11 protein-coding genes are annotated in these 15,445 nt (G+C 56.6%); 4 read left to right on the forward strand and 7 right to left on the reverse strand.

Features of this window, described 5'->3' with window-relative positions:
- Nucleotides 1-123: 123 nt before the first annotated feature.
- A complete protein-coding gene (locus D5269_RS05270; RefSeq protein ID WP_016317362.1) occupies nucleotides 124-2,445 on the reverse strand; it encodes an anaerobic ribonucleoside triphosphate reductase in 2,322 nt (773 codons plus the stop codon).
- A 269-nt stretch (nucleotides 2,446-2,714) separates the two neighbouring features.
- Between D5269_RS05270 and D5269_RS05275 the strand changes: the two genes are divergently transcribed.
- Nucleotides 2,715-3,206: a hypothetical protein gene (locus tag D5269_RS05275; RefSeq protein WP_147407921.1), complete on the forward strand. Its 492-nt coding sequence runs from the start codon at nucleotides 2,715-2,717 to the stop codon at nucleotides 3,204-3,206.
- Here D5269_RS05275 and D5269_RS05280 read toward each other — a convergent pair.
- Entirely contained in the window at nucleotides 3,176-4,840 is a 1,665-nt protein-coding gene (locus tag D5269_RS05280) for an alpha-glucosidase (protein WP_120483986.1), read from the reverse strand. The genes D5269_RS05275 and D5269_RS05280 overlap by 31 nt on opposite strands.
- A gap of 365 nt (nucleotides 4,841-5,205) precedes the next feature.
- On the opposite strand from D5269_RS05280, the gene D5269_RS05285 reads away from it, so the two are divergent.
- The 3 genes from D5269_RS05285 (at nucleotide 5,206) to abc-f (ending at nucleotide 10,095) form a co-directional block, all read left to right on the forward strand.
- Complete coding sequence (locus D5269_RS05285) at nucleotides 5,206-6,831, forward strand: peptide ABC transporter substrate-binding protein (protein ID WP_120483988.1); 1,626 nt, start codon at nucleotides 5,206-5,208, stop codon at nucleotides 6,829-6,831.
- Nucleotides 6,832-7,813: 982 nt separating this feature from the next.
- Complete coding sequence (locus tag D5269_RS05290) at nucleotides 7,814-8,341, forward strand: hypothetical protein (protein WP_147407922.1); 528 nt, start codon at nucleotides 7,814-7,816, stop codon at nucleotides 8,339-8,341.
- Nucleotides 8,342-8,541: 200 nt separating this feature from the next.
- Entirely contained in the window at nucleotides 8,542-10,095 is a 1,554-nt protein-coding gene (gene abc-f, locus D5269_RS05295; RefSeq protein WP_120483990.1) for a ribosomal protection-like ABC-F family protein, read from the forward strand.
- A 79-nt stretch (nucleotides 10,096-10,174) separates the two neighbouring features.
- Here the strand turns inward: abc-f and D5269_RS05300 are convergent, their stop codons facing one another.
- The 5 genes from D5269_RS05300 to D5269_RS05320 all read right to left on the reverse strand — a co-directional run bounded on the left by D5269_RS05300 (nucleotide 10,175) and on the right by D5269_RS05320 (nucleotide 15,408).
- The gene (locus D5269_RS05300) at nucleotides 10,175-10,618 is read right to left on the reverse strand and encodes a hypothetical protein (RefSeq protein ID WP_120483991.1); all 444 of its coding nucleotides are present in this window, start codon (nucleotides 10,616-10,618) and stop codon (nucleotides 10,175-10,177) included.
- A gap of 113 nt (nucleotides 10,619-10,731) precedes the next feature.
- Nucleotides 10,732-11,892 carry a hypothetical protein gene (locus D5269_RS05305; protein WP_016317355.1) on the reverse strand — a complete coding sequence of 387 codons (1,161 nt, stop codon included), beginning with the start codon at nucleotides 11,890-11,892 and terminating at the stop codon, nucleotides 10,732-10,734.
- Between the two features lie 191 nt (nucleotides 11,893-12,083).
- The gene (gene proS, locus D5269_RS05310) at nucleotides 12,084-13,520 is read right to left on the reverse strand and encodes a proline--tRNA ligase (RefSeq protein ID WP_120484033.1); all 1,437 of its coding nucleotides are present in this window, start codon (nucleotides 13,518-13,520) and stop codon (nucleotides 12,084-12,086) included.
- 250 nt (nucleotides 13,521-13,770) lie between these two features.
- On the reverse strand, nucleotides 13,771-14,745 hold the full coding sequence (locus tag D5269_RS05315) for a hypothetical protein (protein WP_016317353.1): 975 nt from the start codon (nucleotides 14,743-14,745) through the stop codon (nucleotides 13,771-13,773).
- Nucleotides 14,746-14,859: 114 nt separating this feature from the next.
- The gene (locus D5269_RS05320) at nucleotides 14,860-15,408 is read right to left on the reverse strand and encodes a sigma-70 family RNA polymerase sigma factor (protein ID WP_016317352.1); all 549 of its coding nucleotides are present in this window, start codon (nucleotides 15,406-15,408) and stop codon (nucleotides 14,860-14,862) included.
- Nucleotides 15,409-15,445: the final 37 nt, after the last annotated feature.

Consider the following 15,445-nt stretch of genomic DNA (forward strand, 5'->3'; position numbering starts at 1 on the left):
AAGGGCGCTTGCGCCCCGGAAGTTTGGTCTGGAATCCAAACTTCCGTTGCCTCACTGCCCCTCGACCCCGCGATTTTTTGAAAAAATCGAGTAAAACTTTAGATTATGAAGCAAATTTTGATTCTATTCAACCACCGAATTCGGCATACGGGCGGCTTCCTCGTTCGGGTCCCCACAGTAGCCGCAGTCCACATTGTCATTCCAGCACCCGAGCGACCGCAGCTTTTCCACACTGATTGCCTCTCCTTCGTGCCGCCCGCACCGCGGGCAGGTTTCGTCGATGATGCCGGTGTATCCGCAGACCGGGTCGCGGTCAACCGGGTGGTTGATCGAGCCATAGCCGATGCCGCACTCCTTCATGTACCGTACAACCTGTTCAAACGCATCGAGGTTTTTCAGCGGGTCGCCGTCCAGCTCGATATACGAGATGTGGCCCGCATTGGTCAGCGCGTGATAGGGCGCCTCCAGACGGATCTTCTCGCTCGCCGAGATGTTGTAATAGACCGGGACATGGAACGAGTTGGTATAGAACTCGTGGTCGGTGACCCCTTCGATCTCTCCATAAAGTTTCCGGTCGATCCGTACGAACCGGCCTGCAAGCCCTTCGGCAGGGGTTGCGAGCAGGGTGTAATTGAAGCCGGTTTCCCGGGTCGCATCGTCCATCCGTTTACGCATATGTCCGATGATATCCAGGCCGAGGTTCTGCGCATATTCGCTCTCTCCGTGGTGCTGGCCGATCAATGCCTTGAGCGTCTCCGCCAGACCAATGAACCCGACCGAGAGGGTGCCATGTTTGAGGACCTCGCCCACTTCGTCATCCGGGCCGAGCTTGTCGGAGTCGATCCAGATGCCCTGCCCCATCAGGAACGGAAAGTTGCGGACCTTCTTTTTGGCCTGGATCTGATACCGTTCCATCAGCTGGTCGATCACAAGGTCGATCTTGCGGTCGAGCTCCTCGAAGAAAAAGTCAATATCCCCCTTGGCACGAATCGCGATCCGCGGCAGGTTGATCGAGGTGAAGCTGAGGTTCCCGCGGCCGTTGACGATCTCGCGCGAACGGTCGTGACAGTTGCCGATTACGCGTGTGCGGCAGCCCATATAGGCGATTTCGGTTTCCGGATGCCCGGGCTTGTAGTACTGGAGGTTATACGGCGCATCCAGGAAGCTGAAGTTCGGGAACAGCCGCTTGGCCGATACCCGGCAGGCGAGCTTAAACAGGTCATAGTTGGGATCGCCCGGGTTGAAGCTGACCCCTTCCTTCACCTTAAAGATGTGGATCGGGAAGATGGCGGTTTCCCCATGCCCCAGGCCGGCGTCGGTCGCCAGGAGGATTGCCTCGGTTGCCATCCGGCCTTCGGGCGAGGTATCGGTCCCATAGTTGAGCGACGAGAACGGCACCTGCGCGCCCGCGCGGGAGTGCATGGTGTTCAGGTTGTGAACCAACGCCTCCATCGCCTGATAGGTTGCCCGTTTGGTTTCTTTATATGCTTCCTCCACCGCGAACGCCTGCGCCCTGATCAGGGTCGATTCCTCTGCCAGCCCGGCCAGTTCCGGCAGCTCGAAGTCGCGGTAGCCGTTGTCGTCTGCCAACACCGGGTAGAGTCCATGCGCCGCGTGGACCTTTTCCCGGATCTCTTTTGTAGTTTCATCCGCATTTTCCAGCCCGACGAACAGCTCGAGCGCTTTGGCCAGATTGCGGGAATAAAGCTTACGGTAGGTTTTTCTGACCCCGTGAGCCATCCCATAGTCGAAATTCGGGATGCTCTGCCCGCCATGCTGGTCGTTCTGGTTCGACTGGATTGCGATGCAGGCGAGCGCGGTATAACTCTGGATGTCATTCGGCTCCCGCAGGAACCCATGTCCTGGACAGAAGCCGCCCCGAAACAACTTTTCAATATCGATCTGGCAGCAGGTGGTTGTGAGGGTGAGGAAATCAAGGTCGTGGATATGGATGTCCCCGTCCAGATGGGCCTTCGAATGGACCGGATTGAGCACAAACATGTGATAGAACTGTTTTGCGCCTTCCGAGCCGTATTTCAGCATGGTGCCCATTGCAGTATCGCCGTCAATGTTGGCGTTCTCCCGTTTAACATCGTTTTCCCCTGCGGACTGATAGGTCAGTTCCTCATAGGTTTTCATCAGGCGGGTGTTCATATCGCGGATGCGGGTGCGCTGCGCCCGGTAGAGGATATATTCCTTCGCGGTGCGGGCATGGCCGGACTCGACCAGCTGGTATTCAACCGCATCCTGCACCTCTTCGACCGTAGGCGGGTTACCGTCCGCGTGCGCCTGTTCCACATGCATTGCCACCAGCTCCGCAAGCTCCCGGGCGGTTTGCCGGTCGTTGCCGCCGAGCGCCTGCGCCGCCTTGAAGATCGCGTCGGTGATTTTATCAATGTCAAACAGCACGCACCGTCCGTCGCGCTTGACAATGGTGTTGATCATCATTCCACTCCTTGTTCAAACTACTACATATATGTATTGAAAAAATACACACTACTAAATATTGTAATTTCGAAATGCTGCCGTAATTTATTTTAGTAGATTCAGATGGTTCTGTCAATGGGTTCAAAACACATTTTTTAGTACAATTTGGCCCAGGAAGACACAATATCTTGTATAAAATCCAAATATCTGACAAAAATATACTAAATAAGTGCAATTTAAGCGAAATTTATTGACGGTTTGTCCAAAATTTTTATGATAATTTTGTAATGATTGAATTGAAAAGGCAACGATCCTCCGTTTTTCACCAGATCAAAGGAACTATTTTCCTGCTCGAAATTCTGCTTGTAAGGGCACAAAAGTGCCAGTGCTGTCCGGGCCGCATATCTAGCCAACCGAAAGAACAAGGCAGCTTTTCTGTGAGAAAAGCTGCCTTATCTGCAAAAGGGTTTCTCAAAAAATTCTTAGAGCCTGTTCTTTATCCAAAAGTTTCGTCCACCTTTTCAAAGGTGGCGGGGTCGAGGGGCGGAGCCCCCGACGCGCTCCGCACTGCGAGCCGCAGCGAAGCGTTTCGAGCGCAACCCGCCGAAGGCGGGCTCTTAGCGCGAGATGAGCGCGGAACGCTTTATCCTGTGAAGCGCTTTTTTCGGGTGAATTGCCGCAAAGCGGCAAGAGGGGGCTTTTTGCAAGTGAAAAAGCCCCCTTGCAGAAAGAAACACCAAACAGGCTTTTACCGTTCACGCAGAATGACCGACTGGTAAGGCGCTAGAATCAGCATTCCATTTTCCATCCGGACCGCATTCTGGGTATGCCAGACAGGTTCCATCTCGGCCTGGGGCAGAGGCTCGGATACCGGCCCACTGCCCAGGTTGAACCAGCAGTACAGACGATCCTCTTCGTTGAGCCGCCGGTAAGCGATGACGGTTTCCCCCGCGTACAGCGGCTCGATGTTCCCATAGATCAGGCAGTCCCGATGCGGGCCGCTCTGCCGGAAAGCGATCATCTTTTTGAAGAAATGCCAGACGCTATTTGGATCATGCTGCTGTGCCTGCACGTTGACCGCCGGATATTCCTCGGTCATGCCGAGCCAGGGTTTGGCCTGGGAGAATCCGCCATACTGCTCCCCGTTCCACGGGAAGGGGGTGCGGGCATTGTCCCGGCTGCGGCGGTTGGCCATCTCGAGTGCCTCGGCCTCCGAAAACCCTTCCTGTATCGAGCGGTTGTACTGGTCGATGGTGCTGAGGTCATCAAACTCACCGATCCCCTGCCGTTCGCAGTTGACCATGCCCAATTCCTGCCCCTGGTAGATGAACGGTGTGCCGCGCAGGAAAAAGTACATTGCAGCCAGCGTTTTGACCGCGTCCGGATTGTGTTGGGCGTCCTTCAGGTATTTGGTGGTCGAACGGGGCTGGTCGTGGTTTTCGAGAAAATTGGCCGCCCAGCCGCATTTTTGCACCGCCATCTGGCAGGTCATGATCTGCCGGTTCAGCTTCGGGATGGTCCAGGGCACCGGGCGGAACCATTCCCCGCCGGAGCCGATGTCCAGGTCCGCATAGCTGAAATCAAAGATCATCGAGAAATGCCCGTCCGGCCCGATGAACGCATCCAGATGGTCGTAGGGGACGCCCGGCGCTTCAGCAACGGTGAAGCACTGGTGGCGGTCAAAGGTGTTTTCCCGCAGCTCGTGCAGAAATGTGTCGATGCCCGGCTGGTTGAGCGCCCCGCAGGAACAGATGGACAGGCCGTCTGCGCCATCCGGCTCTCCGTCATGCCAGGTCAAATCCTTTTTGATATAGGTGATCGCATCGAGGCGGAACCCTGCAATCCCTTTGTCCAGCCACCAGTTGACCATCTCATACAGCTTTTGGCGCAGGGCCGGATTTTCCCAGTTCAAATCCGGCTGCTTTTTTGCGAACACGTGGAAATAATATTCCTCCCGCCCGGGGACTGGCTCCCAGCAGCTGCCGCCAAAACAGGAACGCCAGTTGTTGGGAGGGGTTTTCCCGGGCCGGAAGATATAGTAATCGCGGTAGGGGCTGTCCGGATCGGCCAGGGCTTTTTGGAACCACTCATGTTCATCCGAGGTGTGGTTGATGACCAGATCAATCACGATCCGGATGCCGCGCTGCCTGGCCTGGGCGATCAGCTCATCCAGATCCTCCATACTGCCGAATTCGGGCGCGATCGACTGATAATCCGAAATATCGTAACCATTGTCGTTCATTGGAGAGCGGTAAAACGGGCAGATCCACAGCATGGTCACGCCCAGCTCCTGCAAATAGGGGAGCTTTTGGGTGATGCCCTTGAGGTCGCCGATTCCATCGTTGTTGCTGTCATAGAAGCTTTTGGGGTAGATCTGATAAACGATCTCCTCCTGCCACCATCTTTTTTCCATTTTGATTGCCCCTTTCCAAGAATCTGCTGTGGGGACAGGGTGGTTCATCCTCACAGGCTTCATAAAGAAGGGTTGGATTCTTTGAAGCATTTTGATTATAGCAGAGAATTGCAGAAAGTCCAGCGGGTAACGGGACAAAAATTGGGAAGGTTTGTTTCGCCGGCAGAGAGAACCGGTTCCAAAAGCGGCTGTTCCGCGCCGGTTGGGGTTTTCACAGGGAAACAAGCGGAATTTCCGCCCAGATACAGGGTGGTTACTCCTATTTTTGGACAAGATTTCTTGATAAATTCACATTTATCAGATTGAATCCTCACGCTGATTCTGCTACACTTTAGCTGATTACCTGTTTCAGAAAGAGGCTGCTTATGAAACGCCTGATCCCGCTTCTGCTGGTTTTTTGCCTGCTGGTTTCAGCCTGTGGCGCAAAAGGCAGCATTTTGAAATACGATATTCCGGCCCCGGTCGCCAGCCTGGACCCGCAGTTTGTGACCGACACGACCGCCAGCATGATTGTGTCCAACGTATTTGAAGGGCTGTTCCGGCAGCTCCCGTCGGGCGAGGTGGAGCCGTGTATTGCAGAGGAGTGGACCGTCTCCCCCGATGGGCTGGTCTATACCTTCCGGCTGCGGCAGGGCATCCGCTGGAACCGCTCCCTGTCCGAAACGGGTACGTGGACGACCAACAGCGCCCGCTGGAGCGATCCGGAGGGCACCCCGGTCACAGCGCACGATTTTGTGTTTGCCCTGCGGCGCCTGTTCGACGAAAACCATATGAGTGAACTTGCTGCGCACTTTCTCTGCATCCGCAACGCCCCGCAGATTCTCGCTGGGGAGATGAACAGCCGGATGCTGGGAGTGCGCGCAGACAGCGACTATACCCTTGAAATCACCCTTTCCCAGCCGAACCGGCAGCTCCCGGAACTGCTCGCGTCGAGCGCGGCAATGCCCTGCAACCAGGCGTTCTACGAGAGCACCCGCGGACGGTATGGACTGGATGTGGATACCCTCATGAGCAATGGGCCGTTTTATGTTTCGATCTGGAACAACGATACCGCGATCGCCCTGCGCCGCAGCGAGGTTTACCGGGAGGATCTGCCGGTACGGGCGCTCGGGGTCAACTTTTACTTCCCGAACAGCGAATCGTTCGACCCGCTTGCACGATTTCTGAATGGTGATACCGATGCCTGTGAGATCGACTATGCGCATCTTGCCGAGATGGAAAAAGCGGGCTGTTCGGTGACCTCGTTTGAGGATACCGTCTGGGTGCTGGCGCTCAACCAGGATGAGGTGGGAACCGAAGGATACAGCTTCAGCCGGGCGGTGGCGCACACCGTTGACCGGGACAGGTTCTCTGGCTACCTTACAGAAAATCTCCGGACCACCAGTGTCCTTGTCCCACCGGCGGTTTCGTCGTCCGGGGAGTCATTCCGCGCGTTTGCCGGGGAGCTTTCCCCAACCGTTTACAGTCCGTTTCTGGCCCGGCAGTATTATGCCGAAACGCTCGAGCAGGGGGATGCCCCCAATCTGCGGGAGATATTGGTCTGTGACGAGGGAAATCTTCCGCTTTTGGCGGGGTATGTCCAGCAGGGGCTGCAAAATAACCTTTCGATCTATACCACCCTTGTGCGCCTTCCCCGGAAAGAACTGCTGGAACGGGTTGCCGCGGGGGACTATCAGGCGGCTATCCTGCCGCTCACCGTCTCCTACTCCTCCCCCGAAGCGATATTCTCCTGCTTTCACGCAGAGTCATCACAGAACTTTACTGGTTATGACAGCCAGCCGTTTGAGGCGCTGCTGTCCAGTGCAGCGCTGATCCCAGTGGACCAGCTTTATTCTGTCTATAAGGAGGCGGAGCAGCGCCTGCTTTACGACTGCCCGGTGGTTCCGCTTTTTTTCGAGACCTCCTATTATGCGGTTGCCCCGGGCGTTTCCGGGATTGCGTTCTCCCCGTTTCTTGCGGGGATGCGGTTCCAGGATGCCGTCAAAAAATAACCCGCGGGAAGGTGAGCCTGCTCCGCATTTATTTATGCAAGGGGGCTTTTTCACTTGCAAAAAGCCCCCTCTTGCCGCTTCGCGGCAATTCATCCGAAAAAAGTGCTTCACAGGATAAAGTATTCCGCTCGCTGCGGCGAGCGTCGGGGGCCCTGCCCCTCGACCCCGCGATTTTTTGAAAAAAATCGAGTAAAACTTTCGTTTGGGGGAAAAAGCGGCACCCAGCCTGGAAGGGAGGGGCCTACGGGGAGGGGGCACCGACCCCTCGCCCGTAAGGCAAACTGAGGGGGCGTCGCGGCGTATGCCGCGCTTCGGACCGTAGGTCCGAGAAGTCCCCCGAAGAAGGGCGCTTGCGCCCCGGAAGTTTGGGCTGGAACCCAAACTTCCGTTGCCTCACTGCCCCTTCGACCCCGCGATTTTTTGAAAAAAATCGAGTAAAACTTTCGTTTGGGGGAAAAAGCGGCACCCAGCCTGGAAGGGAGGGGCCTACGGGGAGGGGGCACCGACCCCTCGCCCGTAAGGCAAACTGAGGGGGCGTCGCGGCGTATGCCGCGCTTCGGACCGTAGGTCCGAGAAGTCCCCCGAAGAAGGGCGCTTGCGCCCCGGAAGTTTGGGCTGGAACCCAAACTTTCGTTGCCTCACTGCCCCTCGACCCCGCGATTTTTTGAAAAAAATCGAGTAAAACTTTAGATGCTGAACAGGCGCTAACGCGGCGGGGTGCCGCCGCTCCCGTAAAACCTGAACTGTTTTACAGAATTTTTTCCTTGACAAACCGATTCCCCTGTGCTATAGTCGAAGCGTTTCCGGATCATTGGAATCAAATCAGCAAGGGAACCCGGTGTGGATTGGAATGTTGTCTCTAAAGAGGAATTGGAAAAACAGGATTTGTGCAGCGGCTTTTGCGCTGTCTGCCTGCCTGTGCTTCGGAGGGTGTGCCGGGCGGAGAAGCGCGGATTCCCCTTCGATGCAGTCGGAGGTTTCTGTGGAAGAAAGCAGCCGTGTCGAAAACAGTGTTTCCTCAGGAGAAAACGAAGAAAACCCCAATGGCTGGGAGCAGTATGAAACGTATGTCGCGCAGCTGGGCTGGCTGATGTCCTCCAACGGGTGGGAAACAGCAGAGGACCTTTCTCCCACCGATTATGTGATGTGGTATGGTTACCGCGTGTATGATCTGCCCTCGTCCGCAGAATATCAGATAGAGGGAAGGGATGGCCTCTTTTTTCCGGCGGAAGAACTGGAATCCCAGGTGGCCAGTTATTTTGATGTACCGGCCGCACATCTGCGGTCCGACCCGGTGATTTATCTGGAAGCCGAACAGCTGTATCAGACGCCGGCCGCACTGATGCCGCTGGCTGAATCCAATTTTGAAATCACTGATGTGACAGAGGCGGATTCCATCATACAGATCACGTTCACCCTTGACTTTGTGGAGTTTGACCTCTCCAGAGAGATGACGCTGACCTTGGAAAAGACAGCAGATAGTGTTCACTATTTGTCATATCAATCTTAAGAAAGCACGAGGTATTGCAGTAAGATGCGCAATGAATAACAACCGAAAGCAAAACAGATTTTTAACCGGTAGGCGAATGTTTGCCTGCCAAAGTTTGTTCTGTCCGGTTGGCGCATCCTGCAAACAGACCTGTCTATGTGTTTTCGCATCATACAGGCTTTTTTGCGTGCCCTCCCGGACAGCTCTGGGAGGGATTTTTTATGTATCTTTTACAGGCACAGAATCTGACGAAAACATTTGGTACACGCACACTCTTTCGGGCTGACCAGCTCGAACTGCATGACGGCGACCGGGTCGGCCTGGTGGGGGAGAACGGCGCGGGCAAGTCCACCCTGCTCGACATCCTGCGCGGCGGCCTTCCCTGCGACGAAGGGAACATTGACCGGCGCTGCCCGATCGCGATGATCCGGCAGTCGGGGGATGCGGAGGGCGAACCGGATGGAAGGCTGCTCCGCACCCTGTCTCTGGCGGGCAGCGCCTGCAAGAGCGGCGGCGAACGCACCCGTCGCGCCATTGCCGCGGCATGTTCGCAGGGTGCGCCGCTCCTGTTTGCGGACGAACCAACCACCAATCTTGACCTGGACGGGATTGAGGCGGTCGAGCGGATGCTTCAGGATTATTCGGGCGCGGTGCTGCTGATTTCACATGACCGTCAGCTTTTGGAAACGGTCTGCACCTCGATCTGGGCGATTCAGGATGGGGAAATCCGGGTATTCCCGGGCGGATATGCCGAGTGGATCGCCCAGCGTGACCGGGAGCGGACATTTGCACAGTTTGAGTATGACCGGTATCGGAGTGAAAAACGTCGTTTGGAGGCCGAGACAGCCAATCTGCGCGAACAGGCCCGCGGGATGCGCAAGACTCCAAAACGGATGGGGAACAGCGAAGCGAGGCTGCATAAGTGCCACATCTCGCCTGCACAGATTCAGGTGCAGGCGCGCGCCAAGGCGATTGAGAGCCGGGTCCGGCAGCTGGAGGTGAAAGAGCGCCCGTCCGATCTGCCGCAGATCCGGATGGCGCTCGGAGCAGCTTCCCCGATCACCTCCAGGACGGCCGCCCGGATCGATCATCTGACCGTCCGGTATGGCGCCCGCGCGGTGTTGGAGGATGTGTCGTTTACCCTGCCCACCGGGAAGCGCACCTTCCTGCTGGGCGGGAATGGGGCGGGCAAAACCACGCTCGCCGAACATCTGGTACAGGGTGGGGACTGCGCCAGGCTCGCCAACGGAGTCCAGATCGGTTACTTCTCCCAGAACCACGAGTTACTCGACCCGGTGCGGACGGTATTGGAAAACGTCCGCGCGGTTTCCCGCCTGCCGGAACACGAGGTACGTTCGATCCTCGCCAATCTGTGGATCAATGGGGATGCGGTACAGAAACCTGTGCGGGTACTTTCAGGCGGCGAACGCGCGAAAGTTGCGCTTGCCCGCCTGCTTGCCTCCGACTGTAATCTGCTGGTTCTCGACGAACCGACTAACCATATCGACCTCTATACCGCACAGGCGTTGGAGCCGCTTCTGCTGCGGTGGCAGGGGACGCTGCTGGTCATCTCGCATGACCGACACCTGATTGAACAGGCAGCCGAGCGGCTGCTGTTTGTGGAGAACGGCCGGGTGCGTGCCTTTGAGGGGACTATGGCGGAGTACCGGGAGGAGCAGTCCCGCAGGAATGCACCTTCGGATGACCTTTCCGGCCTGATCGAGCAGATGCGCCGGGCGGAGGAGGCGTTCCGGGCCGGCACAGCGGGGCGTTGAGGACCCTGGTTGCGCGGTTCCCCACCGACCGTTTCCCTGCAAAAACCCGCCGGCGATGGAATCGCCGGCGGGTCCTGTTTCATTCGGAGGGCGGCCCGTCCCGGAGCCGTTCGACTTCATATACCTGTTTTTGCGCGTCAACCGACAGGATGACAATCTCCTGCTCCGTTTCGGAACGCTGGACCGTAAACAGATAAACCGGCTCTTCTAGGGACTGGTACACCATCGGCTCGTATGCTTTGGGTTCCCGGTTCAGCTTTGTCATGCAGTAGAACCCGATGTCCTCCGGCAGTTCCGGGGAGGTTAAGAACCAGGCGGTAAACGCTCCGGGGTCGTATCCATAGTGGGAAAGGATGCCGTTGTTCCTCTGGATCACCTGGTACCGGGATACGATATGCTGCGGCAGACTGTCGCCCGAAACCACATATGCGGCAGAGGCTTCTTTGAAAAACAACAGGTACAGGTTCAAACAGACCGAAACAACAAGGAAAACCGGCAGCCATAGGCGTTTTACATGTTTCATTGGACAGCCCCTCTCTTTTTTCAAAAAATTTTTATCATCGCGTGCGCAAAGAAAAGCCCTCCGGCGATATAATTGCCGGAGGGCCTGTTTTTGCAGATGGTCCTTACAGCGGATCAGTCGTTGAGCACGAATTTCACGCTGCCCTCAACCGTTTCATAACGGGAGCTGGAGGGTTTGAATTTGAAGGTATAGGAACGGCCGCTCCGGATCTCGGTCTTGGAACCGTTGCTCCAGGAAACCGAACCGCGGATCTCGTCGCCCTCGTCGTTGCGGGCGGTGATGCTGTCTTTCAGCTCTCTGGTGTAATCGCTGAGGCGGTCGCCGTCTTCAAAGTACATGGTGCTGTTATAGCTCAGGGTGACATCCTCCGAGTTGCCGTCCACATAGATTTTGATATTGCCGGTAACGGTCGGGAGGTTGCGGTCATCCGGGGTAAAGACGAACGAGTGGGTGCCGCTCTTGTCGAGCGAGTAGCTGGTACGGCTGCTCTTCCAGTCGCAATCGCCCGAGAGATACTCTTTGTTGACCGTGTCGTAAGCCTCTACGTTGTCGTTCAGCTCGTCGATCAGGTCATCCAGCGTATCGTCGTAATCCGCGTTGATCGCTTTGGTGGTCAGGCGGATCCGGCTGTCGGACGAGGTGGAGGTGTTGCTGTTTTTGATATTGATGGTGTTGCCCTTATTGGAAGAGGTGTTGATGGTATTTTTGTTGGTCGATGTGGACGGGGAGGAGACAGTGTTGGTCTTGACCGACTGGCCAGCCGAATTTTTCACAGTCGCCTTGCTGTTGCTGACATTGACCGTTTTGATCGAGGCTTTATCCCCAACCACCACATTGGCGGCTGCGTTGACAGCCAGTGTGGTAACGCTGCCGTTGACATTGACCTTGTTCGGGGCATTGACGGTCATTTTGGTGGCAGTGCCGTTCATTGTGACCGAGATTGCGCTGTCGAGGCTCTTGTCGATGGTCAGCGAATTCATGGAACCGCTGATCGAAAGGGAGGTCTGCTTAGACAGGTTGACCGCCTTGCCGTTGCCGTTTGCGTCAACAAAGCAGACGACAAAATCCTTGTCCGCATCGGTTTTGAGAGAGAAATCTGCTGATTTCAGGTTGAAGCTGCCGACTGCCGCGCCGTTCTGCACGAACTGGACTTTCCCGTTGGCGACATGCATGCTGTAAACGGAAGAGGATGCCGCGCTCGCCATAACGCCGAGGCTCAACACCAGCATCGCCGCAAGCAGCAGGCTCAGGAGTTTTTTGCTGACTGTTTTCATAATTCACCCTTCTTTTTAGAAATTAGCGGCCGTTTTTGGGAGCCGCCGGGAGTGTCGCCCCCATTGCTCCCATCATACAACAGACTCGCTATCCTGTAAACAGGTTTTACTGGGAAAAAGGGACAGTTTCTGTAAAATTTTCTGTTTGGACACAATCTGCACATAATTCAATCAAAATTTGCACACCAGCATCAGTATGCCTTGCCCCAGATGATACTGGTGGCGGCGGGCTTCCCGCAGACCGGGCAGACCGCTCCAAGGTTCTCCTGCTCGAACGGCATACACCGGGAGGTCAGCCCCGCTTCCTCCTTGACTTTCAGCTCGCACGCCTCATCCCCGCACCACATGGTCTTGAAAAAGCCGGTTTTCTCCTGCGCAGCCTGTTTCAGCTCGTCGAACGAGGAGATTGTCCAGGTGCGGGCTTCGCGGTTGGCAAGCGCTTTGGCGTAAAGGCCGTCATGCACCGCCTTGAGCAGCTCGGGGATTTTGGTTTCCAGCTCGTCGAGGGAGACGACCGTCTTTTCGCGGTTGTCCCGGCGGACCAGGACACACTGGCCTGCTTCGATGTCGCGCGGGCCCATCTCGAGCCGGAGCGGGACCCCCTTCATCTCGTACTCGGCGAACTTCCAGCCCGCTGAATTGTCGCTGTCATCGACCTTGACACGGCAGAACTGCCCGATCCGGGCGGCAATTTCACGCGTCTTATCGAGCACGCCCGGCTTATGCTGTGCAATCGGCAGGACTACCACCTGCACCGGTGCGATGGCGGGCGGCAGGACGAGGCCGTTGTCGTCCCCGTGGGTCATGATGATTGCACCGATGATCCGGGTGGACATTCCCCACGAGGTTTGATGCGGATACTGCGGTTTGTTGTCCCGCCCCTGGAAGGTGATGTCGAACGCCCGGGAGAACCCATCGCCGAAATAGTGGGAGGTCCCCGACTGGAGGGCCTTGCCATCGTGCATCATCGCTTCGATGGTATAGGTCGCTTCCGCACCCGCGAACTGTTCCTTTTTGGTTTTGCGCCCCTTGATAACAGGGATCGCCAGTGACTGTTCGCAGAAATCCGCATAGACGTTCAGCATCTGTTCGGTTTCCTGGTACGCCTCCTGTGCGGTTTCGTGCATCGTGTGGCCTTCCTGCCACCAGAATTCACAGGTGCGCAGGAACGGGCGGGTGGTCTTTTCCCACCGCACCACCGAGCACCACTGGTTGTAGAGCTTGGGCAGGTCGCGGTAGGATTTGATGATTTTGGCGTAGTGCTCGCAGAAGAGGGTTTCGGAGGTCGGGCGAACACAGAGGCGCTCGGTGAGCTTCTCCTCGCCGCCATGGGTCACCCATGCGACCTCGGGTGCGAACCCTTCCACGTGGTCTTTTTCCTTTTGCAGCAATCCTTCGGGGATAAAGAGCGGCATCTGGATATTTTCATGCCCCAGGGCCTTGAACCGGCTGTCGAGGTCGTGCTGGATGTTCTCCCAGATCGCGGTGCCATACGGCCGCACGATCATACAGCCCCGGATCGAGGAATAGTCAGCAAGATCGGCCTTGCGTACGATGTCGGTATACCATTTTGCGAAGTCCTCATCCATCGAGGTGATCGCTTCCACCATTTTTTTCTGATCTGCCATAATTTGGTTTCGCTCCTTCATAAAATCGGTGGTGCCAAGCCACTTTCGTTTGATTCCTATATCATACCGAAAATTGCCTGAAAAAGCAAGTGTATGGTATACAGGCAGCGGGGTGAAATGCTTTTCTTTTCCAGCACCCCAATTCGGGGCAGCAGGCTGCCAATCATAATAGATCCGAAGGACAGCGAATCCCCGCCGCATACGGCGGCGGGGATCTGCCTGCTGTGATCGCCCGGGCATCGGGTAGGCGTCAGCCGTAGATCGAAAGGTCTATGGTGTCGAGCGCCTGCCGGATTTCCTGCTCCGAGAACCCGAAGAATCCGATTGTATAGGTGTAGTAGCCGCGCGGGCAGACCGCAAACCGCATAGTATTGCCGCCCTCGCTCTCGGAAGCGGTGGTGAATGTGAAGCCCCTGGCGGACTGGTAGGAGCCTGTGCTGCCCGGATCGACATCCTGGGTCTGGATTTTGGTTTCCCCCTGGGTGGGCACCGAACGTTCAAGCGTAATTTGAACCGCTTTTCCGTTTTCCAAACTGCCGTAAGCGGCCCTCAGATATTTGTCATTGCCGTTGAAGTCGATCCCGGCTGCGGAGCCGGGGCCCATCTTCGAGACGATGTCCGGCTTTGCCAGCCTGAGATTCATTGTCCGTTCCCCGTCCTCCACCGAGCGGAAACTGGTTTCCTCCAATGTCGCGGTCCTCCCGGTAGAGGTGGCTACTTCAACTTCGAAGGAGTATTTTTCCCCATCGGTTCCGCTGCCCTCAGTCTCTTTCACGATAATCGCTCCATCTTTGAAACTAGCTTTATCCGAATCAAAGCTGATTTCGAGCTGGGGGACAGCCTTCTTTCCTTTGAGGGCGTCCGCCACCGAGTCGGCAGCTTCCTTTGCGTCCTGTTCGGTGAGGCCGTCACCCTGAATATGGACAAGCCTCCCGCCGCGTTCAAAGGTAAAGCTGCTCATATTGTTGGCGGCGTAGACGCCGACCGAAAGGCTCGCGGCGACTGCCGCAGCGATCAATGTCATTCTTGTGGTACGGTTCATTTTCATCGGTTCCCGCTCCTTTTCCAGTTGTTTGACCCGGGCGGCGAACAGCCGGCTGTCCTCCGCCGCGGGGATGGTTGGTTCGATCCCGGCGAGCTGGCCGAGCAGTTCCCCGACCGCGTCCATGTCCATCGTGTCGATCGCCTGGTCAAGTTCCCGCTGCAAATCCCGTCTGGTTTCCATGGCGTATCCCTCCTTCTGGCCGCTCAAAAGCGAAGCCGTTTTGCCGGGGTGCAGGGCGGCCGCGCGCATCCGCCCTGCACCCTGATTATCCGCCCAGACCGGGCGATGTAACCTTCAAAACAGAAAATTTTCTTCGGCCACCTGCGCGGCGATCGTCCGGATTTCCCTGCGCAGGCGGACATACCGCATCCGGACAGCGGGTTCTTCCAGCCCGTAGGCGGACGCGATCTCGGCCATCGGCTTGTTTTGCAGGTAGTAGAGCTCGTAAAGGGTGCGCTTGTCCGCACTGAGCCGGGAGAGCACCGCTTCGATATAGGCATTTTCGTCGATGGCCCGGTCGAGCGCCTGCTCGATCGCATCTGTCCCATCTGCCTGTTCGGGCAGTTCCCCATCGGCGGTGAGCGGTTCGTGATCGAGCCGCCGGAACCCTTCCCGCCGGGCTTTGCAGACAAAATGCTTCGCGGTTTGGAAGAGGAATCCCCCTGGGTTCGGATGGGAAAGCAGTTCCAGCCGTTTTTTCCAGGCGATCAGGAACACTTCCTGCACCGCGTCGCGGGCGGACTGCTCGTCCCGCAGGCTGAAATACAGATAGTGCAGTACCTTTTCATACCAGGTTTCACAAAGCTGGTCAAAGAGCCGTTCGGCCCTTCTGTTGTTCCACAAGACAAAACCACCTCCTACCCGGATATTCCCCGGAAAC

The sequence above is a fragment of the Anaerotruncus sp. 1XD42-93 genome (assembly GCF_009917605.1).
Classification (GTDB): domain Bacteria; phylum Bacillota; class Clostridia; order Oscillospirales; family Ruminococcaceae; genus Anaerotruncus.